The sequence below is a fragment of the Ectothiorhodospira sp. BSL-9 genome, assembly GCF_001632845.1.
Classification (GTDB): Bacteria; Pseudomonadota; Gammaproteobacteria; order Ectothiorhodospirales; family Ectothiorhodospiraceae; genus Ectothiorhodospira.
In genome coordinates, this window is record NZ_CP011994.1 from 789,025 (window position 1) to 804,387 (window position 15,363).

Consider the following 15,363-nt stretch of genomic DNA (forward strand, 5'->3'; position numbering starts at 1 on the left):
AGGGGCCGTTGATGAACAGCCCCTGCGGGATGTGGCCTGGTCGTCAACTGTCGGTCAGATCACTCCGGATCCGAGGGCGGCATCTGCAACCCACCCTCTTCGTCGTCATCCGACGGCGCCCCCATGCCGTCCGGGGGCTCGGGGGGTTCGCCCATGGCACCACCGGGTTGATCACCTGGTGCCGGCGGCGGTGGCGGCGCGCCAGCCCCCCCACCTGCCGGAGGCTCGGGTGGTTGCCCCATATCTCCGCCTGGCTGCCCGCCCGGCGGGGGTGCGGCACCATCCGGAGGTGCCCCAGCTCCGCCACCCGGCGGTGGCGGCTCGGCACCGCCGGGGGGTGCACCGGCCCCGCCACCGGGGGGTGGGGGCTCAGTGCCACCCGGGGGTGGAGCGGCACCATCTCCGGGAGGTGGCGCGGCCCCTCCACCCGGCGGGGGCGCGGGCTGTCCACCACCGGGGGGTGGCGCCGCGCCGCCGGGGGGCTCCGTGCCACCGGCCGGGGGCGCGCTATCGGCACCTGGGGTATCGAATCCGCCGCCTGGCGGTTGCTGTTCCATCGCCTCTCGGTCGGCGGGCTCAAAGCCCTGCCCGGCCATCACTGCAAACGGCACCACCGCCAGCAGGGCCAGACCTTTCGCTGAATGTCTCATGACTGACCTCCCAACGTTGTGGTGATTACTGACGTTCCTCGGCCATCTGGACCACCTGGTCCAGCAGTTCCGGGTCGTTCTGCAACGCCATGGCCACTTCGTTGTATTCCTCCACGTTCATGCCGGTGCCTTCAACGGCCTGCACCATCTCCTCCTGGGCTTCCTGATGCAGGGCCTGGGCCTCTTCGGCATCCGCGGCGTTCTCCAGGCGCTGGGCGAAATCATCGTTCACCTTCTGCACTTCCACGAAGGCATCCACGAAAGCGTCAATCGTGTCATCGGACAGATCCACATCCGCCCCAGGCATGGCACCCTGCTGCTCCGGCGGCGGCGCGCCACCTTCCTGGCCGCCCCAGTCCTGAGCGTAGGCGACGCCGGACACGGCAAACAGGCTGGCGAAGGCGAAGGTGAGTGCTGTCTTGCGAAATTCCATAGGGTCCTCCAGAGGGAAATGATCAGGATGTGGAGGACATGCTGCACGGGTTATGCCAATAACCCGACAAAGACGGGAAAAAACTTTCAGAACAAGACATTAAGAAACAATCACGGCTCGACTGACCATCCCCCCACCCCAGTGCGAAGATGTATCAAAAAAACACATGGGCCAGGCCGTCGGTGTCACATTGGCATGAGAGGCCAGAGCCGCAGCCCGGGCAGGCCCTCCGGGTTATCTTTGCAGACAGCGATGGTCAATCCCCTCGCGGGATATCCGGCGCCCGGCGTCGGAGCCTCTCGGCCCCCGCCTCATCCCCGCGCGCCTCCAGCACATCAGCCATCAGAAAAAGGGCCTGCCCCTGTGCCCGGGTAGCACGAAAATGCTCGTTCACATACTCTGCCCTGGCCATGGCCTGCTGGTGGTCCCCCTGCTCAAAACGGGCACGGGCGATCCGCAGTTCCGCCTGAGCCAGGCCCTCACGCAATTCCATCAGATGCGGTGCCACTTCATCACGATACTCGGACTCCGGGAACTCTCGCACCAGATCACGGAACAACGCGAAGGCCTCCCGGGCGGCGGCTGAATCCTGATCCGGATCCGGCACCTGTTCCCCCTCATGCAGGGCCTGCCAAGCGGCAAACCGGGACAGGCCCGCCAGGTAATAGCCATAATCAGCATGAGGGTGATCCCCGAATGCTCTCAGGAAGGCCGTGCTCTGCTCCCAGGCGGTCTCGAATGCGCCATCCGCAAGACACAGATAGGCCACCTCCAGTCGAGCATCGGCCATCACCGCCGCCTGGGTCCCCTGCTGACGGGTGAGCCCATCCATGGCCTGAGTCGCAGCCTCGCAGTCCTGCTCGTTCAGGGCGCGCTCAAGAGGCGAGTAATCCACCTCGCCGGGTTCGTCCCGGGGCACGCTGGCGCAACCCGCCAGTACCAGGCTCATCATGAGCAGGGCGATCAAGGGAAGGGGGAGATTCGGGAGTGATGATTTCATGGGATCGGGGGAGCGTCAGCCAAGCCGGCGACACCTTAGCATGCCACGATGACAGGAACAGTAGTGGATCGGGCATGCGGGCGGCGCGGGGACTGTATGCCCCTGCGTGGCTGACACGGTCACTGCTTGCTATATTGGGATTCTCGTCCGCACACCAACGGCTGGCAGGTGCTGTCAGCACCAACCATCGGAGCCTTGCCCATGCGCATCCGCTGGCCAGCTCTCACCCACACGCTCCTGTGGGCACTCCTGGTTGCAGGACTCCCGGCGGCTGTCCTGAGCAGCGGGCCCACCATCGCTCAGACCGATGACCCAACAGGCCTGCCGCAGGAAGCGATCACAGACGAACTGCTGGTACGCACCCAACCCCACATGGGGCAAGCGCGGGCGCTTTCAGCGCCACGCACAGGCCCCGGCCTGCGATCCCAGGGCTGGCAACGCGTGAAGATCCCCGATGGCATGGACCTGGACGAGGCCCTTGAGTGGCAGCGCCAACAGGTGGGCGTGGTTCATGTGGAGCCCAATTACCGGGTCAAGCTCGTTTCAGTCCTCCCGGATGACCCGGCGCTTTACGAGCAATGGGCCCTGGGTACCAACGTAAACCGCGCAACGCCCTCTGGTGACATCAATGCGCCTCCTGCATGGGCACGGACCACCGGGAGTCGGGAGATCGTCGTGGCCCTGCTGGATTCCGGTGTCGATCTGGGACACGAGGATCTGGCCGCGAACATCTGGGTGAACCCCACGCCGCAAGCCCCCGACACCTGTCCGACGCCGGATTCGGGCCAGGCCTGCTACCCGGGTGACCAAAACGGCTGGAACTTCATAGACAACAAGCCTGACCCCACGGACGATCACGGCCATGGCACTCACGTGGCCGGCATCGTGGGCGCCGTGGGCAACAACGGCATCGGCGTGGCGGGAATCAACTGGGAAGTGAGCCTCATGCCGCTCAAGTTCCTGGATGAACGCGGCAACGGACGTATCTCGGATGTCATCGACGCCATTCACTATGCTGTGGACAACGGCGCCCATGTGATCAACGCCAGCTATTCCACCCCAGGCGAGTCCGTCGCCGAGCGTGAAGCCATTGAATATGCCCGGGACGCAGGTGTGCTCTTCGTGGCGGCCGGCGGTAACGATCGCCGCAACCTGGATGAACGCCCCATCTATCCGGCTGCCCACCAGCTGGAGAATGTGATCGCCGTAGGCTCCAGCACTCGCAACGGCACCCTTTCCTCCACTTCCAACACCGGCCCGAACACCCTGCACCTGGCGGCACCGGGCGAAGGCATCCTGAGCACATGGCCCAAGGGCATCTCCTGTGCCGGCAACACCGACGCCTCATACTGCCTGGTGAGTGGCACATCCATGTCGGCTCCCATGGTCACCGGCGCCGCTGCCCTTCTCTGGTCTCAGATGGACATGGATGATCCCACCACGTGGAGACGCGTACGCGAGCGCATCCTCACCACCACCCGCACGGAGGGAGGCGCTCATCACACCCTGACGGGCGGCATTCTGGATCTGGACCGATTACTGAATGCGGACCCAGCCACCCTGCCCCCTTTCCAGCCCACGCATCTTGAAGTCCGCTCGGGTGATAGCGGTATGGAACTGAGCTGGTTGAACAACTCCGCCATTGCCACAGGCCAGAGCCTTGAGCGTTGCGCAGCTCATGAACTGAATCAGGGCCAATGCGCCGAGGGCGACTTCCAGCCTTTGGGACCTGCGCCCCCCCAGGCCAGCCAGTTCACGGACATGGGCACCCAGGGACAGGAAGGGACCCTCTACACCTACCGGGTCCGCGCCTCCAGCGACCAGGGAGAATCCCCCTGGTCCAACATGGCACAGATCTCCACGCCCCCGCTGGCCCCTACCGATCTCAACGCCACCCGTTTCAGTGACGGCATTCGCCTCACCTGGACCAACCGCTCCCAGACGGCCGAGCGCCTCCGCCTGGAGCGGTCGCGCGATGGAGATAATTTCTCAGAGATCGCCGAACTCCCCCGAGACGCCGAACGCTATGAAGACACGCTCACCCGGGAAGGTGACTACCGATATCGTCTATGCGCCGACCATGGCATCACCGGTTGTTCAGACTACGCCACCACGGCCGCAGTGCAATTTCGTCTGAGAGTTTCCTCCAACGGCAGCACCTGCCTGGTGAACTCCGCCACCGCCGGACTACCGGCCCAGGAACGGGATACCGTGCTCACCGCCCTGCGGGAGGTGCGGGATGAGAGGCTCACGCCCCATGCACCTGGCCGGTGGCTGGTAGCCACCTATTATCGCGCCAGCCCCACTTTGGTGGAGTGGATGCAGGGGTCGGAGAGGCGGGAGCAGGTGGTATTGGGGATGATTCTCAAAACCTGGGAGTGGGTGGCCGAATAGGCTGGTCGCTCGCGAAGTATCGTGCCGAAACCTCCCAAACTTATCCTGAGGCATACCTCTACACCCAAGGCTTGTAGGAATATCCCTACAAGCCTTGCGATCAATGCGCCCATTTCCCTGACGAAGCGCATGGAAATACAACCTCAATTTTTTCAGACTTTATTCACCTATTGGAGAACTCTCATCAACAGGTCAATCAGTCACCATTGCAGCCATCAAGCCAATACTTGCCATAGCTGATCTAAAGGGAAGACTCATGCAAAAACAACAACCGGGATACTTTACCCGCTCCTGCTTAGTCGTTGCCTGTGCCGCCGCATTTTCCGTCCCACTCTCGGGATGCCTTGGAAGCTCATCAAGCAGCACCACATCGCCAACGGATCCTATAACAAGCGAACCAGACGCGTTGCCCACCATCACCGGTACAGTGGATATTCCTGAAGCCAACTTCCAGCCCACAATAAGCCAATCCAGGCACCAAAATGCTGTCCGGCTCGCAGGTGACTTCCTCATTGGGACGGCAAACGCACAAGCAGGCCCGGGCCCCTATTGGATTGAGTTAATCCGCGTAAATCCCCATAGAGACGACGATGTAATATCAGGCATCGATGGTCAGCAATTGAGATCACCAATATCCGACGATGGCACCTACACGATCGAGATCCCACAAGATATCGAAATAAGCACGAGATTGGTACTTCGGGTTATCCAAGATGGTGAAAGCGAACCGGTCCTCCGCGCGATTGTCACCGGAGACCGAGTGAACGTCGATCCGATTTCAGAGTTCATAACCGCAGCACTCATGGACAGTCAAGTCCAATTGGACCAAATCTCTGTTGACGAAGTAATGAACCTTCGCGCGGCCGCAGAATCGGTGAGCATTGACGAGGCCGATCGCGGCACCACCGAAAGTTGGATTAATGCCCTCAAGGCGTCCGCAGGAAATATCGTCAATAGTGAAATTACTGAACTGAGCCTAGCCCCAGCGGATTATAGCTCCCTGGGCACCCACTATAAGACGTACCACATTGGCAAAGGGCTAGGCTTTGAAAGTGAAATGCCTCGAGTGGCCACACAATTCGAAGAGGGACACGGATTCTCCTTCCGCTCCGACTCCAACGGTGAAGCCGAGCTTGCTGAATCCACATTTTATGTCAACGTCACTGACTTGTCACTCAATGAAAACCAATTGAATTCATACACGACCAATGAACCCCCACACATTGTAACCGGGCTACGCTTCAGACAAGGAGGCGCATTAAGCGTGGCCATGCCTGGTGAAACAAACTACGAGCAACTGGATCACGGTACTTTTGCTGCTGTACATGCGCCAGGCACCTTCCGACTTCAAAGTATACCGGCGATACCAACAGACAGCTCCATCGAATGGGATGAGCCTTATGCCTTTGTGGGGCTCAATCGAGACTCTCAAAGACATTATTACCAATCTGGCGCCCAGGGACCGGAAGATCTCGACCTTGAGTCTGAAGCCGACCTTCAGGGATGGCGCGAATCCCTGGCTTTAGATCTTATGGTTGCGAGCGGCACCCGCCCTGAACTGCGAGAGAGTTACGGCTTGGTGCGAATCGCACACGAACTCGGTAACAATGGATGCAATGGCATTCGAACTGAGGCCATGCTTGCACAGAATCCCGACGGTGAGGGAGGTTATAGCATCGGGGAAGTGTTATCAGAAGGATTCATTCATGCTGGCTGTAACGATGTTTCCATAGATCCGCCACCGGAAACAATTAGACTAATTGCACTACAAAATGGTCGTGGCGAAATGATGCTGCAGGTCGATGGAACAGATATCAGCATGACTGGACATGGCGAGCCCGAAGGGCGTCTCTGGGTGATACCAGAGCGCGATGTCGCGAAGAGCGGGGACGATTACACCTTCATTGAAGAATCCCTCTTGATCGGCATGGCGGTGGACCCCGGCTTTCCTGACGTTGCAAAAACAACATGGCAGTTTTTCGGATACGAGTCTACGTATGACACATCGTCGTCAGGCCCCATCAGGATCAGCGGCTTGCTAGGCGGCCAAGTTGGTTTCTGCGGAGAGGTTGATCACGTAAGTCGCCTCGCCTTTTATCCGAACCGCGAGGCGCAAGTCAGTCGAGTTGGCTCGGGTGAAATCAACCTCGAACATGCTGATCCTAGTAAGGTAATTTATGAAGATTCGGCCCAAGTCGCTTATGAACAGAATGGCGGCATCACCATCACGATCCCCGGAGACAATGACTCAGGGCGTTGGGAAGCTAAGGGTTTCGTCAGTGCCGATGGAGAGATGATGCTTTTGGTTAGCCGTGAGTATGCTACTGACAACACCTTGAAGGGCACGGGCATCATGATCGCGGTTAAAAACGAGGAGCGAGAGGATCCCTGCTCACAATAATAACGCTTGCGGTAACATCAGATGGCTTCCATAAGTGCTAGTGAGTGACACCATGACTTCTTAGTATCGAACAACGAAGCCAATTCCGTGGGTGGGGTTGACCCCACCCACGGTGCCTTAGCAACTGCAACAGAACAATTTTTTTTGGATGCCCCTGTACAGGTCGCGCTCTAGGAACGCCAGAAACGTGAAGGAAATCCTGGGCGCGCACCATGGCGGGTCAAACCTGCCACCTCACTCCTCAGAGCCACACCACAGAATAACCTCACGGAGTCAGTCGACAGCCAAGTCCGTGAGAATCACCCCACGTGCCGAGAAGGTATTGGGCTCGATGGAAAACACCTGACCCACATTCGACAGATCGCCCAGACCATGTGCGTAGATGAAACCTCCATCGGAAACCTGCATGGCAGTGCCGGTGTTTGCCAGATTAGCGCTCAACAGGTTGATCTGCCCGCCCCGGAAAGCATTGGCAGCGATGGCACGCTGATTGATCACCGCGCCATGGGCTTCGATCAGACTCACGTTGTCGGCACGCAGGCCTTCGCCCGATCCATGACCGGATAAATCCGCAGCACGGGCATCAATGCGCGAAGCCCGGCGCGCCCAGGCCCCGATGTCTCCACCGTCCAGTCTTGCGGACCGCAGATTGGCATCGCTCATGTGGCGGGCATGGATTGCCCAGCGGGAACCCTGCAATGTGGAAAACCGGCCCGTCAGGGTCGAGCCGTTATTGACAGTGGCCCCGTCCCGGAACCCCACAAACCCACCATTGGGGGTCAACACGGCACTGGAGCCCCTGTTGGCCAGCAGGCCCACGGCATCACCGCCAGCCACCTGCTCAAAAATCACGTCAATTTTCGGTGACTCACTGCCGAACTGGAGGTTGAAGAATGGCGCGCTACCGCGGTCATCGTCCGCATTGGCGAAGCCGGTAGTATCCACCATGACCGGGCTATTGCCGGTCAGACGAATGTGGGACAGATCGGTGTTATGCATATTGACCTGTTCATTGAGCACCACGCCCTCCAGGATCGTCACCACGACGCCCTCACCACGCTCGCCGCTGTGCCGGCTTCTCACGGCAGAGGCCACGCCCAGCGCCTCGTTCAAGGACTGGAAGTGACCATTGGCGCCCACAGTGAACTCCACGCCCCCATCGACAACCACCACGCCCTGATCCTGGTTGGCAAAAGGCCGCCCCGGCGGCTGAGAACCCCGCGGCAGGCGTGAGTTCACCTGATCCCGGATTTGCTCGGAGAGGAGATGCGATGCTCCTCGATCATCAATCCAGTAGAGGCCAGGCACTCCCGGTCCTGAGGCCTGCACCTGCAGTGACCAGGCAAATGCCAACAGGGCAAACACCAATGCCATGCTTCCTGGAAACAACCCACCAATGCTCCAACCCGCGGCGATCCTACGATGATTCCTGCGTGCCATGATATGCCCTCCTCAGAGCCAATCGTTAAGCGAGAATGGCCAGGCCCGGTGGCCCGGCCGGCAGGCCGTGCCCCGGGTTTTCATTCCTGGAAAAACCCTTAAGGGCAGCAGCGCCCCCAGGCTTTCATGGCAACGTGTCTCCCGGATGAAGCGTGGCTGAAGCTTTTGTGGCGATGAGGTGCTGATCACCCCTGACATGACGGCATGGGACTGCATGAACCCAGGGGAAGAGCAAACCTGCCCCCCCCACTGGCCTCAAAGCCCGCTTGCCCTGTATCTTGTGGGACTTTCCCGAGCCCACGAGATGCTGAGCCTCAGATGACCCAGACCACCGCATCCGAACCACCGCACAGTGCCCACCGGATCGGGCCCATCTATCTGGCGCCCGGGGTCATGCCGTTTCATGGCTGGACCTTCTTCTACGCGGGATTCGTGTCCATCGGCCTGATCGTGTTCATCACCATCGGGCAGACGTACATCCTCAACGAGCACCTGAACATCCCCATCGAGGAGCAGGGCACGCTCAGCGGGGATCTGGTGTTCTGGACCGAGGTGGTGGCGCTGCTGCTGTTCATACCGGCAGGGATACTCATCGACAAGATCGGGCGAAGGCCGATCTACATCGCCGGGTTCATGCTGATTGCCGCCTGCTACGTGCTCTATCCCATGGCGGGCTCGGCGGAAGACCTGTTCATCTACCGCATCTTCTACGCCATGGGCATCGTGGCCATTGCCGGGGCCTTGTCCACGGTGCTGGCGGACTACCCGGCTGAGCGCTCACGGGGCAAGCTGGTGGCCGTCATCGGCATGCTCAATGGGCTGGGTATCGTGATCATCGGGCAGATGTTCGGGGCCTTCCCCGACATCTTCACCAGCCGTGGCGTGAGCGGCACCGATGCCGGTCTTTACACATTCCTCATGGTGGCAGCTCTGGCGGTGATCTCCGCCGTCATCATTGGTTTCGGGCTCAAGCCGGGCGTACCCGCGTCCCGGGAGCCCCAGCCGCCGGTGCGGGAGCTGCTGGTGACCGGCTTTGCGCAGGCAAGAAATCCCCGCATCCTGCTCTCCTACGGCGCCGCGTTCATTGCCCGGGGGGATCAGTCCATCAATGCCACCTTCGTGGTGCTGTGGGGCACCACCGTCGGCATCGGCCTGGGGATGAGTACGGGCGAGGCGGTGATGCAGGGAACCATCATCTTCATCGTCACACAGGTGGCAGCCCTGGTGTCGGCACCCTTCCTGGGGCCCATCATTGATCGCCTCAACCGGGTGACCGCCCTGGGCGTGTGCATGGCCATCGCGGCTGCGGGCAACCTGGCCATGATCTTCCTGACCAACCCCCTGGCCACCTATGCCTATGCCTTCTTCATCCTGATGGGCATTGGTCAGATGGCCGTGTTCCTGGGGGCCCAGTCGCTGATCGGCCAGGAGGCGCCCAAGCCCAAGCGGGGTTCGGTGCTGGCGGCCTTCAATATCAGCGGGGCACTGGGCATCCTGCTGATCGTGCTCATCGGCGGGCGACTGTTCGACCAGATCGACCCGCGGGCGCCATTCATCCTGGTGGGCATCATCAACTTCCTGCTGATCTTCGCCAGCCTGTGGGTGCGCATCAAGTCACCGGGAAGGACCATCACCCAGGTGGAACTGGATCGGGATACAGGCCTGGGCGCGGAGGATGATCCGTGGATCGATCCCACCCATCGGCCCGGCGGCGGCGCTTAACCTGAAAGAACCAAGTTACTGTGAAAGAACCAGAGTTCAGCTACAGCCACTCCCTTCTCCCCCTCGGGGGATAAGGGCTGGGGGTGAGGGGATGAGGGGGTGAGGGCCAGGAGATCCCAAAGGGTTCACCAGTGCGGGCCGCGCCTCAGAGCCTTCCGCTCAGGTTGAGCGGGATGCGACCCTCGCTGTCCTCCCGACCCATGAGGCTCAGTGCCTGACCCAGTCCGGGTTCGGCCTGGTCACGCGCGCCCAGTCGGCCCTGGATCTGCCAGGGCCCCACCGGGCTCAGGCGAGCGGTGGCCTCCAGGAACAGCGGGCCTCCATGGTCACGGGCCACGGCCCGGAGCCAGCCGTTATCGTCGGTGCTCAGTTCGGCACGCAGGTCGCCCAGGGGGATGGCCTGGGGCAGCCCCGAAGCGGCCCCCAGCCAGCCCAGGGTGCCTTCGGCCCGGGTGAAGCCTGCCTCGTGATGGACATGCACCACCGGAATGTCGGCCAGAATGCGCCCCTCGACGATCACCGGAAAATCCACAAAGGCATCGGCCAGGTAGGCGGCTGGCAGGTCTGCCCGCAGGTTTTGCAGACGCATCCCGGTGGTGCGCAGACCCAGTTGCGCACTGCCCCCACTCCCGGGCCGGGCGAACTGGATGTGTGTGCGCAACTCGCCGCGCAACAGCGGCCAGGCAGACACCTGCCAGGCCACCCCCTGTAATGACAGCTCTTCCCAGCGCAGTTGCTGCACCTCGCCGGACCACACGGAACCGGACAGGCCTTCCACAGCCAGTTCCGGCGGCAGCCAGCCCCGGTCGCGGGCGAGATCGTGGGCCAGGGTGGCGGGCAATGTAACCATTAGGAAGACGAGGTAGGCGATGAGGCCCGCCAGGACGTAATGCCAGGGCTTGAGAACGAGGCTTTTCAGGGGCACGTGACTAGGGAGACTCTATCGTAGGGAATGGAAGCAGGGTTCAGGCTTACCGAAGGTAAGCGGGCCGTCAACTCTCCAGCACAAGGCGCACGTTCACCCGCCCACCGGCGGACTGGCGATCCACCACCAGGCTGCTGACCTGGATGCCGTACTGGCGACGTAGTTCGTCCAGCCACAGCAGCATGTCATCGAAGGGGGTGTTCTCCATCCACACGCGCACCGTATGACCACCCTCGGGCTGGACGCGCCGCAGGGTACCTGCCAAGGGGCCGGATTGGGCGGTGGCGTCGATGATGCCCAGCAGGGATTGTCCGCCCATGTCGGCGGGGGCCGCCTGGGTCTGGCCACGGGCGCTGCGGATCTGACTGGCAGCCTGCTCCATCCAGGCCAGGTCGGCCTGCAGACGGGCCACGTCCTGCTCCATGGCGGCTACCCGGTCACTCAGCGGCAGCCAGATCAGCCAATAGGGCAAGGCCACGCAGAGGAAGAGACCACCCACCACAAGGATGCGCCGGTCCCGCACCGACTGTTCACGCCACCATGCCTTGATCATGATCCCGAACTCCTGATCAGAATGCGACTCTCCACCCGGTCGTTCCGGGCGCTGGCCGACTGGATATCCACGGCCCAGCCCGCTTCCTGTTCCAGTTTCTGCTTGAGCCGGTCCAGGCCCTGCAGGTCACGCAAGTGCAGGTCCAGATCCAGCCGACCCGCCTGATAGCGCAGGCCCTGGATGCTCAGACCCTCCTCCCCCGCCAGGGCCGGTGCGGCCCGGGTGAGCAGATTCTGAAGGTCAGAACCCGACCCATCGGGGCCGGATGACAGACCCCGCAGGGCCGTTTCCATCTGACGTCGGGGGTCAACGATACGGCCGCCGGGGAAGGTCTGCTGGTAGACCTCGATCATGCGTTCCTCCAGGGCGGTCTGTTCGGCCCCCAGGGACTGCAGGTTCCAGCCCAGGCCGACAAACTGGATTACCACCCAGGCCAGCAGCACACTGGCAGCGATCCGCCAGGACCGCCACAGGTGGTCCATGGAATCCCGGGGGCTGTAGGGGCCGCATAGCAGGTTGAGCGGGGGGCGGGCAGGCCAGTGCGCCGCCAGGTGTTCCAGCAGACTGGATGGGCTCTCGCTCAGCGTGAGCTCCATACCATGACTATCCTCCTGAAGGGTCCGAAGCGCATCATCGCCGGGCCGGCCAGACCCATGGCGCAGGACCTTCAGGTGCTGCGGGCGTTCCCCCTCCGGGGTCTCCTCCAGGCAGCGACGCAGCAGAAAAGCGGCGTTGTCCCGCTCCAGGGTCGTGCCCCTGCCCTCACCCATGGACAGCCAGCCGCCCTCGCCTTCCAGCCACAAGACCCAGGCATCCGCCTCGGCAGGCAGCACGGCGGTGTCCGGGATCATCGCCGCGGGCTGGATGCCGGCCCCGCGCAGGCCATCCAGCCAGGCCTGCATGTCCGCCTGGGAGACCACGGCCACCGTCAGGTCGCCATTGGCGCGGCGGGTGCCGGGGGCAAAATGCAGGATCTCCACGTCGTCCGCCAACTGATCTTCCAGGGCATAGGGCAGCGCCCGGCGAAGTGCCCTGGGGTTGCGGGTGGGGATGCGGGCCTGGGTCAGCAGGACCCGGGCGCCGGGGGCCAGTACCCGGCAGGCGGCATCCGGGGCCTGGGCCCGCAGGGCATCCAGCGTGTCGGTGCCCAGGGGCGTAAGTCTGCCATCGGACGCCTGGAGCACACCCTGCCAGGTGCTGTCTTCCGGGTGGGGCCTGAGGATGAGGTGACGCTGTGTCAATGGATCGGGCTCCTGGGGCGATGGCCCCCTATCCATTCAGCGATGGTGGGATCAGCTGTATCCATCTGGATATCCTCGGAAGTGTTCCGGATGGCCATGGGCAGGCTCAGGCTACGGCCGGCACCCTCGACCTCGGTCAGCACCACAGAACCATAATGAAAGGTGTCCAACTCATCGCCTTGGTATCGGGTTTCAATGCTCAGATACACGCTCTGACCCGGGGCCAGGGAAAAACTATGGGGTGAGGCCTGTGCGAAGCGTCCGTCCTCCATCTGGGCGACCACATCCCAATGGGTGATTTCCCCAGAGACATTGGTCAAGCGGCGGGTCCACCCACAGTCATGGACGCAGGCCCCATGCCCGAGACTGGCCAGGTTCAAACGGCTCGGATCACCCGCACCTGGAGGGCCATGTTCCCCGCGCAGGCTCGGGTTTGCCGCTTCATAGGCTGATCGGGACTCGTCCAGAAGCAGCGGTGCACTGACCGCCCTCACGGTATCCACCCGCCCGCTGCCTCGGTCAAAGGGTGTGGCCGGCTGACCTTGATGGTCCCGGATACCCTCCCACCGGGCCGTGGTCATGACCGCGGAGCGGGCCTGCGCTGGCGTCCAGTTCCGATGCAGGGATGTGATCAATGCCATCAGACCTGCCACATGAGGGCTGGCCATGGAGGTGCCATTCCAGATGGCGTAGCCTACGCCGTCCACCACCGGGGCCAGGATGGCCGACCCGGGCGCCACCACATCGGGCTTGATCACGTCGGGCGCCTGCCGGTTCCACCCACGCGAACTGTACGATGCTACGCGGTCCGCAGCGGCGGGGTCATGACGGACTTCAGTCCCCGAGAGGCTGCCCATCAAGGGTTTACCGCCTTCCCGTGCCTCACTCATCCACTGCGCCAGACGTTGGGCGTCCTTTTGGGTGATATGCACGGCAGGCAATACGTGTGCATCCAGCACCAGCGCCGATTCATCGCCTGGATCCACCTCGGCCAGGATCATCCCGGCACCACCATTCTCCCTGACATATTGTCCCTTCTCCACGCGGGCATTTTCACCACGATCGCAGATCACGATCTCACCATTGAAACGGCCCTCAAACTTCCCTTCACAGTAGCGATCCTGGACATCCTTTGCGTGGATGATCGGGGCGCGGTCGAGGCCCCGGGTCAAGGCCACCCCCGTGATCCTCTCGTTTTCATCACCCCAGGCCACCTGCAAGTGGTTGACGTAACTCAGTGCGTGCGTGCTGGAACCCACCGTGAAGACCCAGGGTGCATCACCGGGAGTATCCACGGTGGCTGCGTCTGGTCCGGAGTTGCCTGCGGCGACCACCACATGGATCCCCAGGTCGATGGCCGTCAGCAACGGGAGGCCCAGCACGGAATCCTCCCAGGGGTTGTAGTCCGCGCCGCCCAGCGAGAGATTGAGCACATCCACCCCATCCATGACGGCCTGTTCCACGGCGGCGATGAGGGCCGAATCACGAAAAAAACCATCCTCGTTGGAATAGGCATGATAGGCGATGAGGTTGGCGTGGGGCGCCACGCCCGAGATATTGGCGTTCAGGCGCAGCCCCGAGGGGGCGTATACCGTGACCTCCCGAACAAAATTCCCCACCGCCGTGGCGGCCACATGGGTGCCATGACCATCGCGGTCCATGGCGTTCAACCCTGGATCATCCAGTACCCAGGCACCAATCAATTTATTGTTACAAGAGAAATTAGGATTGTAGAGGCGATCGTTGCGAGGATCGCACACCCCGTAAAAATGACCACGGGGGTTGTCATGCACATAGCCATCATCACCGACTTGCGCAAATGAGGGACTGTGTGGATTGATGCCGGTATCGATGATACCCACCACAATGCCCTCACCCATGGTGGGCGGCAGCCCCGGATGGGCCTTGCCCGACCAGATGGCGGGCGCACCGATCAGGGCTGCACCGGGAGATACGAATTCTGCCCCAGGCACGTTGAGGTTGATGCTGCCGCCACCGGAGCTGAAGCAGGCCGGAAGGACGAGGGAAACCCCCGCCGTCGTCAGCAGAATGACGGTGGTGCGTGGACCTCCATGACGCCGATAGGCCCAGAAGGCCACGATGAGGATCAGCAAGGGAAGGCCCAGCCACCTCCATGACCACACGAACGCCCAAGGCGCATCTTGTTGGCCTTCGTATGGCCATACCGTGTCGTCCGCCGCCCCATGCATCCTCGTGAAGCCTTCGGGCTCCACGGCCAGGATGTCGGGATGCTCCCGAATACGCCCTGCCTCGGATGCACTCAAGTGAACGGCCAGCCCATGCATTGTGACGTCGTATTCCCGGACAATGGTCAGGGGTCTTTCCAGATCGGATTCCAGATCCCGGATGATGCGTTGTCGCTCCCCCCGGAGGTATTCACGGTACTGCCTGACCGTGGCTTGCTCCATGTCCAGTCGTACTGCGCCGGCCACTCTTGGGTGGGTGGCGGGATAACCCGGAACACCCCCTTCATAGCGAGCGATGGGCTCCCCGGAAAGCGTGACGATATGAATCGACTGTTCCTCGGCCAGGGCCATGAGGGGCAGGAGCCATAACGCCATGAAAATACACCATTGCCTCACT

Annotated in this window: 11 protein-coding genes; 3 read left to right on the plus strand and 8 right to left on the minus strand. The window is 62.0% G+C overall.

The annotated features are described in order from the left end of the window. Positions 1 to 59 precede the first annotated feature (59 nt). The 3 genes from ECTOBSL9_RS16850 to ECTOBSL9_RS03955 form a co-directional block, all read right to left on the minus strand. Positions 60 to 650 (minus strand): hypothetical protein, encoded by a 591-nt coding sequence (locus ECTOBSL9_RS16850; protein WP_156500031.1) that lies wholly within the window; start codon positions 648 to 650, stop codon positions 60 to 62. A gap of 25 nt (positions 651 to 675) precedes the next feature. Continuing rightward, positions 676 to 1,083 carry a DUF4168 domain-containing protein gene (locus ECTOBSL9_RS03950; RefSeq protein ID WP_063463971.1) on the minus strand — a complete coding sequence of 136 codons (408 nt, stop codon included), beginning with the start codon at positions 1,081 to 1,083 and terminating at the stop codon, positions 676 to 678. Positions 1,084 to 1,339: 256 nt separating this feature from the next. After that, positions 1,340 to 2,083, minus strand: coding sequence for an outer membrane protein assembly factor BamD (locus ECTOBSL9_RS03955; protein WP_082829723.1), 744 nt, complete (start codon positions 2,081 to 2,083; stop codon positions 1,340 to 1,342). Positions 2,084 to 2,284: 201 nt separating this feature from the next. Here ECTOBSL9_RS03955 and ECTOBSL9_RS03960 point away from each other — a divergent pair, with 201 nt between their 5' ends. Both ECTOBSL9_RS03960 and ECTOBSL9_RS03965 read left to right on the plus strand, forming a co-directional pair. After that, positions 2,285 to 4,477, plus strand: a complete 2,193-nt coding sequence (locus tag ECTOBSL9_RS03960) for a S8 family serine peptidase (RefSeq protein WP_063463973.1) — start codon at positions 2,285 to 2,287, stop codon at positions 4,475 to 4,477. A gap of 256 nt (positions 4,478 to 4,733) precedes the next feature. Further along, positions 4,734 to 6,878 carry a hypothetical protein gene (locus tag ECTOBSL9_RS03965; RefSeq protein WP_156500032.1) on the plus strand — a complete coding sequence of 715 codons (2,145 nt, stop codon included), beginning with the start codon at positions 4,734 to 4,736 and terminating at the stop codon, positions 6,876 to 6,878. Positions 6,879 to 7,151: 273 nt separating this feature from the next. Here the strand turns inward: ECTOBSL9_RS03965 and ECTOBSL9_RS03970 are convergent, their stop codons facing one another. Continuing rightward, positions 7,152 to 8,252, minus strand: a complete 1,101-nt coding sequence (locus tag ECTOBSL9_RS03970) for a hypothetical protein (RefSeq protein ID WP_063463975.1) — start codon at positions 8,250 to 8,252, stop codon at positions 7,152 to 7,154. Between the two features lie 384 nt (positions 8,253 to 8,636). Here ECTOBSL9_RS03970 and ECTOBSL9_RS03975 point away from each other — a divergent pair, with 384 nt between their 5' ends. Beyond that, the gene (locus ECTOBSL9_RS03975; protein WP_063463976.1) at positions 8,637 to 10,040 is read left to right on the plus strand and encodes an MFS transporter; all 1,404 of its coding nucleotides are present in this window, start codon (positions 8,637 to 8,639) and stop codon (positions 10,038 to 10,040) included. Between the two features lie 145 nt (positions 10,041 to 10,185). Here ECTOBSL9_RS03975 and ECTOBSL9_RS03980 read toward each other — a convergent pair whose 3' ends face one another. The 4 genes from ECTOBSL9_RS03980 to ECTOBSL9_RS03995 all read right to left on the minus strand — a co-directional run bounded on the left by ECTOBSL9_RS03980 (position 10,186) and on the right by ECTOBSL9_RS03995 (position 15,341). Further along, positions 10,186 to 10,965 (minus strand): type II secretion system protein N, encoded by a 780-nt coding sequence (locus ECTOBSL9_RS03980; RefSeq protein ID WP_063463977.1) that lies wholly within the window; start codon positions 10,963 to 10,965, stop codon positions 10,186 to 10,188. A 67-nt stretch (positions 10,966 to 11,032) separates the two neighbouring features. Continuing rightward, positions 11,033 to 11,518 (minus strand): type II secretion system protein GspM, encoded by a 486-nt coding sequence (gene gspM / locus ECTOBSL9_RS03985; RefSeq protein WP_240481042.1) that lies wholly within the window; start codon positions 11,516 to 11,518, stop codon positions 11,033 to 11,035. Further along, positions 11,515 to 12,759 (minus strand): type II secretion system protein GspL, encoded by a 1,245-nt coding sequence (gene gspL, locus ECTOBSL9_RS03990; RefSeq protein WP_063463978.1) that lies wholly within the window; start codon positions 12,757 to 12,759, stop codon positions 11,515 to 11,517. Before gspL ends, gspM begins: the two co-directional genes overlap by 4 nt. Beyond that, positions 12,756 to 15,341 (minus strand): S8 family serine peptidase, encoded by a 2,586-nt coding sequence (locus ECTOBSL9_RS03995; RefSeq protein ID WP_168161528.1) that lies wholly within the window; start codon positions 15,339 to 15,341, stop codon positions 12,756 to 12,758. The genes gspL and ECTOBSL9_RS03995 overlap by 4 nt, the downstream gene beginning before the upstream one ends. Positions 15,342 to 15,363: the final 22 nt, after the last annotated feature.

What these genes read in the sequence shown, in the direction of transcription:
- ECTOBSL9_RS16850 (WP_156500031.1), bottom strand. Translation starts at nt 650, where the DNA reads ATGAGACATTCAGCGAAAGGTCTGGCCCTGCTGGCGGTGGTGCCGTTT.
- ECTOBSL9_RS03950 (WP_063463971.1), bottom strand. Translation starts at nt 1,083, where the DNA reads ATGGAATTTCGCAAGACAGCACTCACCTTCGCCTTCGCCAGCCTGTTT.
- ECTOBSL9_RS03955 (WP_082829723.1), bottom strand. Translation starts at nt 2,083, where the DNA reads ATGAAATCATCACTCCCGAATCTCCCCCTTCCCTTGATCGCCCTGCTC.
- ECTOBSL9_RS03960 (WP_063463973.1), top strand. Translation starts at nt 2,285, where the DNA reads ATGCGCATCCGCTGGCCAGCTCTCACCCACACGCTCCTGTGGGCACTC.
- ECTOBSL9_RS03965 (WP_156500032.1), top strand. Translation starts at nt 4,734, where the DNA reads ATGCAAAAACAACAACCGGGATACTTTACCCGCTCCTGCTTAGTCGTT.
- ECTOBSL9_RS03970 (WP_063463975.1), bottom strand. Translation starts at nt 8,252, where the DNA reads ATGGCATTGGTGTTTGCCCTGTTGGCATTTGCCTGGTCACTGCAGGTG.
- ECTOBSL9_RS03975 (WP_063463976.1), top strand. Translation starts at nt 8,637, where the DNA reads ATGACCCAGACCACCGCATCCGAACCACCGCACAGTGCCCACCGGATC.
- gspM (WP_240481042.1), bottom strand. Translation starts at nt 11,518, where the DNA reads ATGATCAAGGCATGGTGGCGTGAACAGTCGGTGCGGGACCGGCGCATC.
- ECTOBSL9_RS03995 (WP_168161528.1), bottom strand. Translation starts at nt 15,341, where the DNA reads ATGGCGTTATGGCTCCTGCCCCTCATGGCCCTGGCCGAGGAACAGTCG.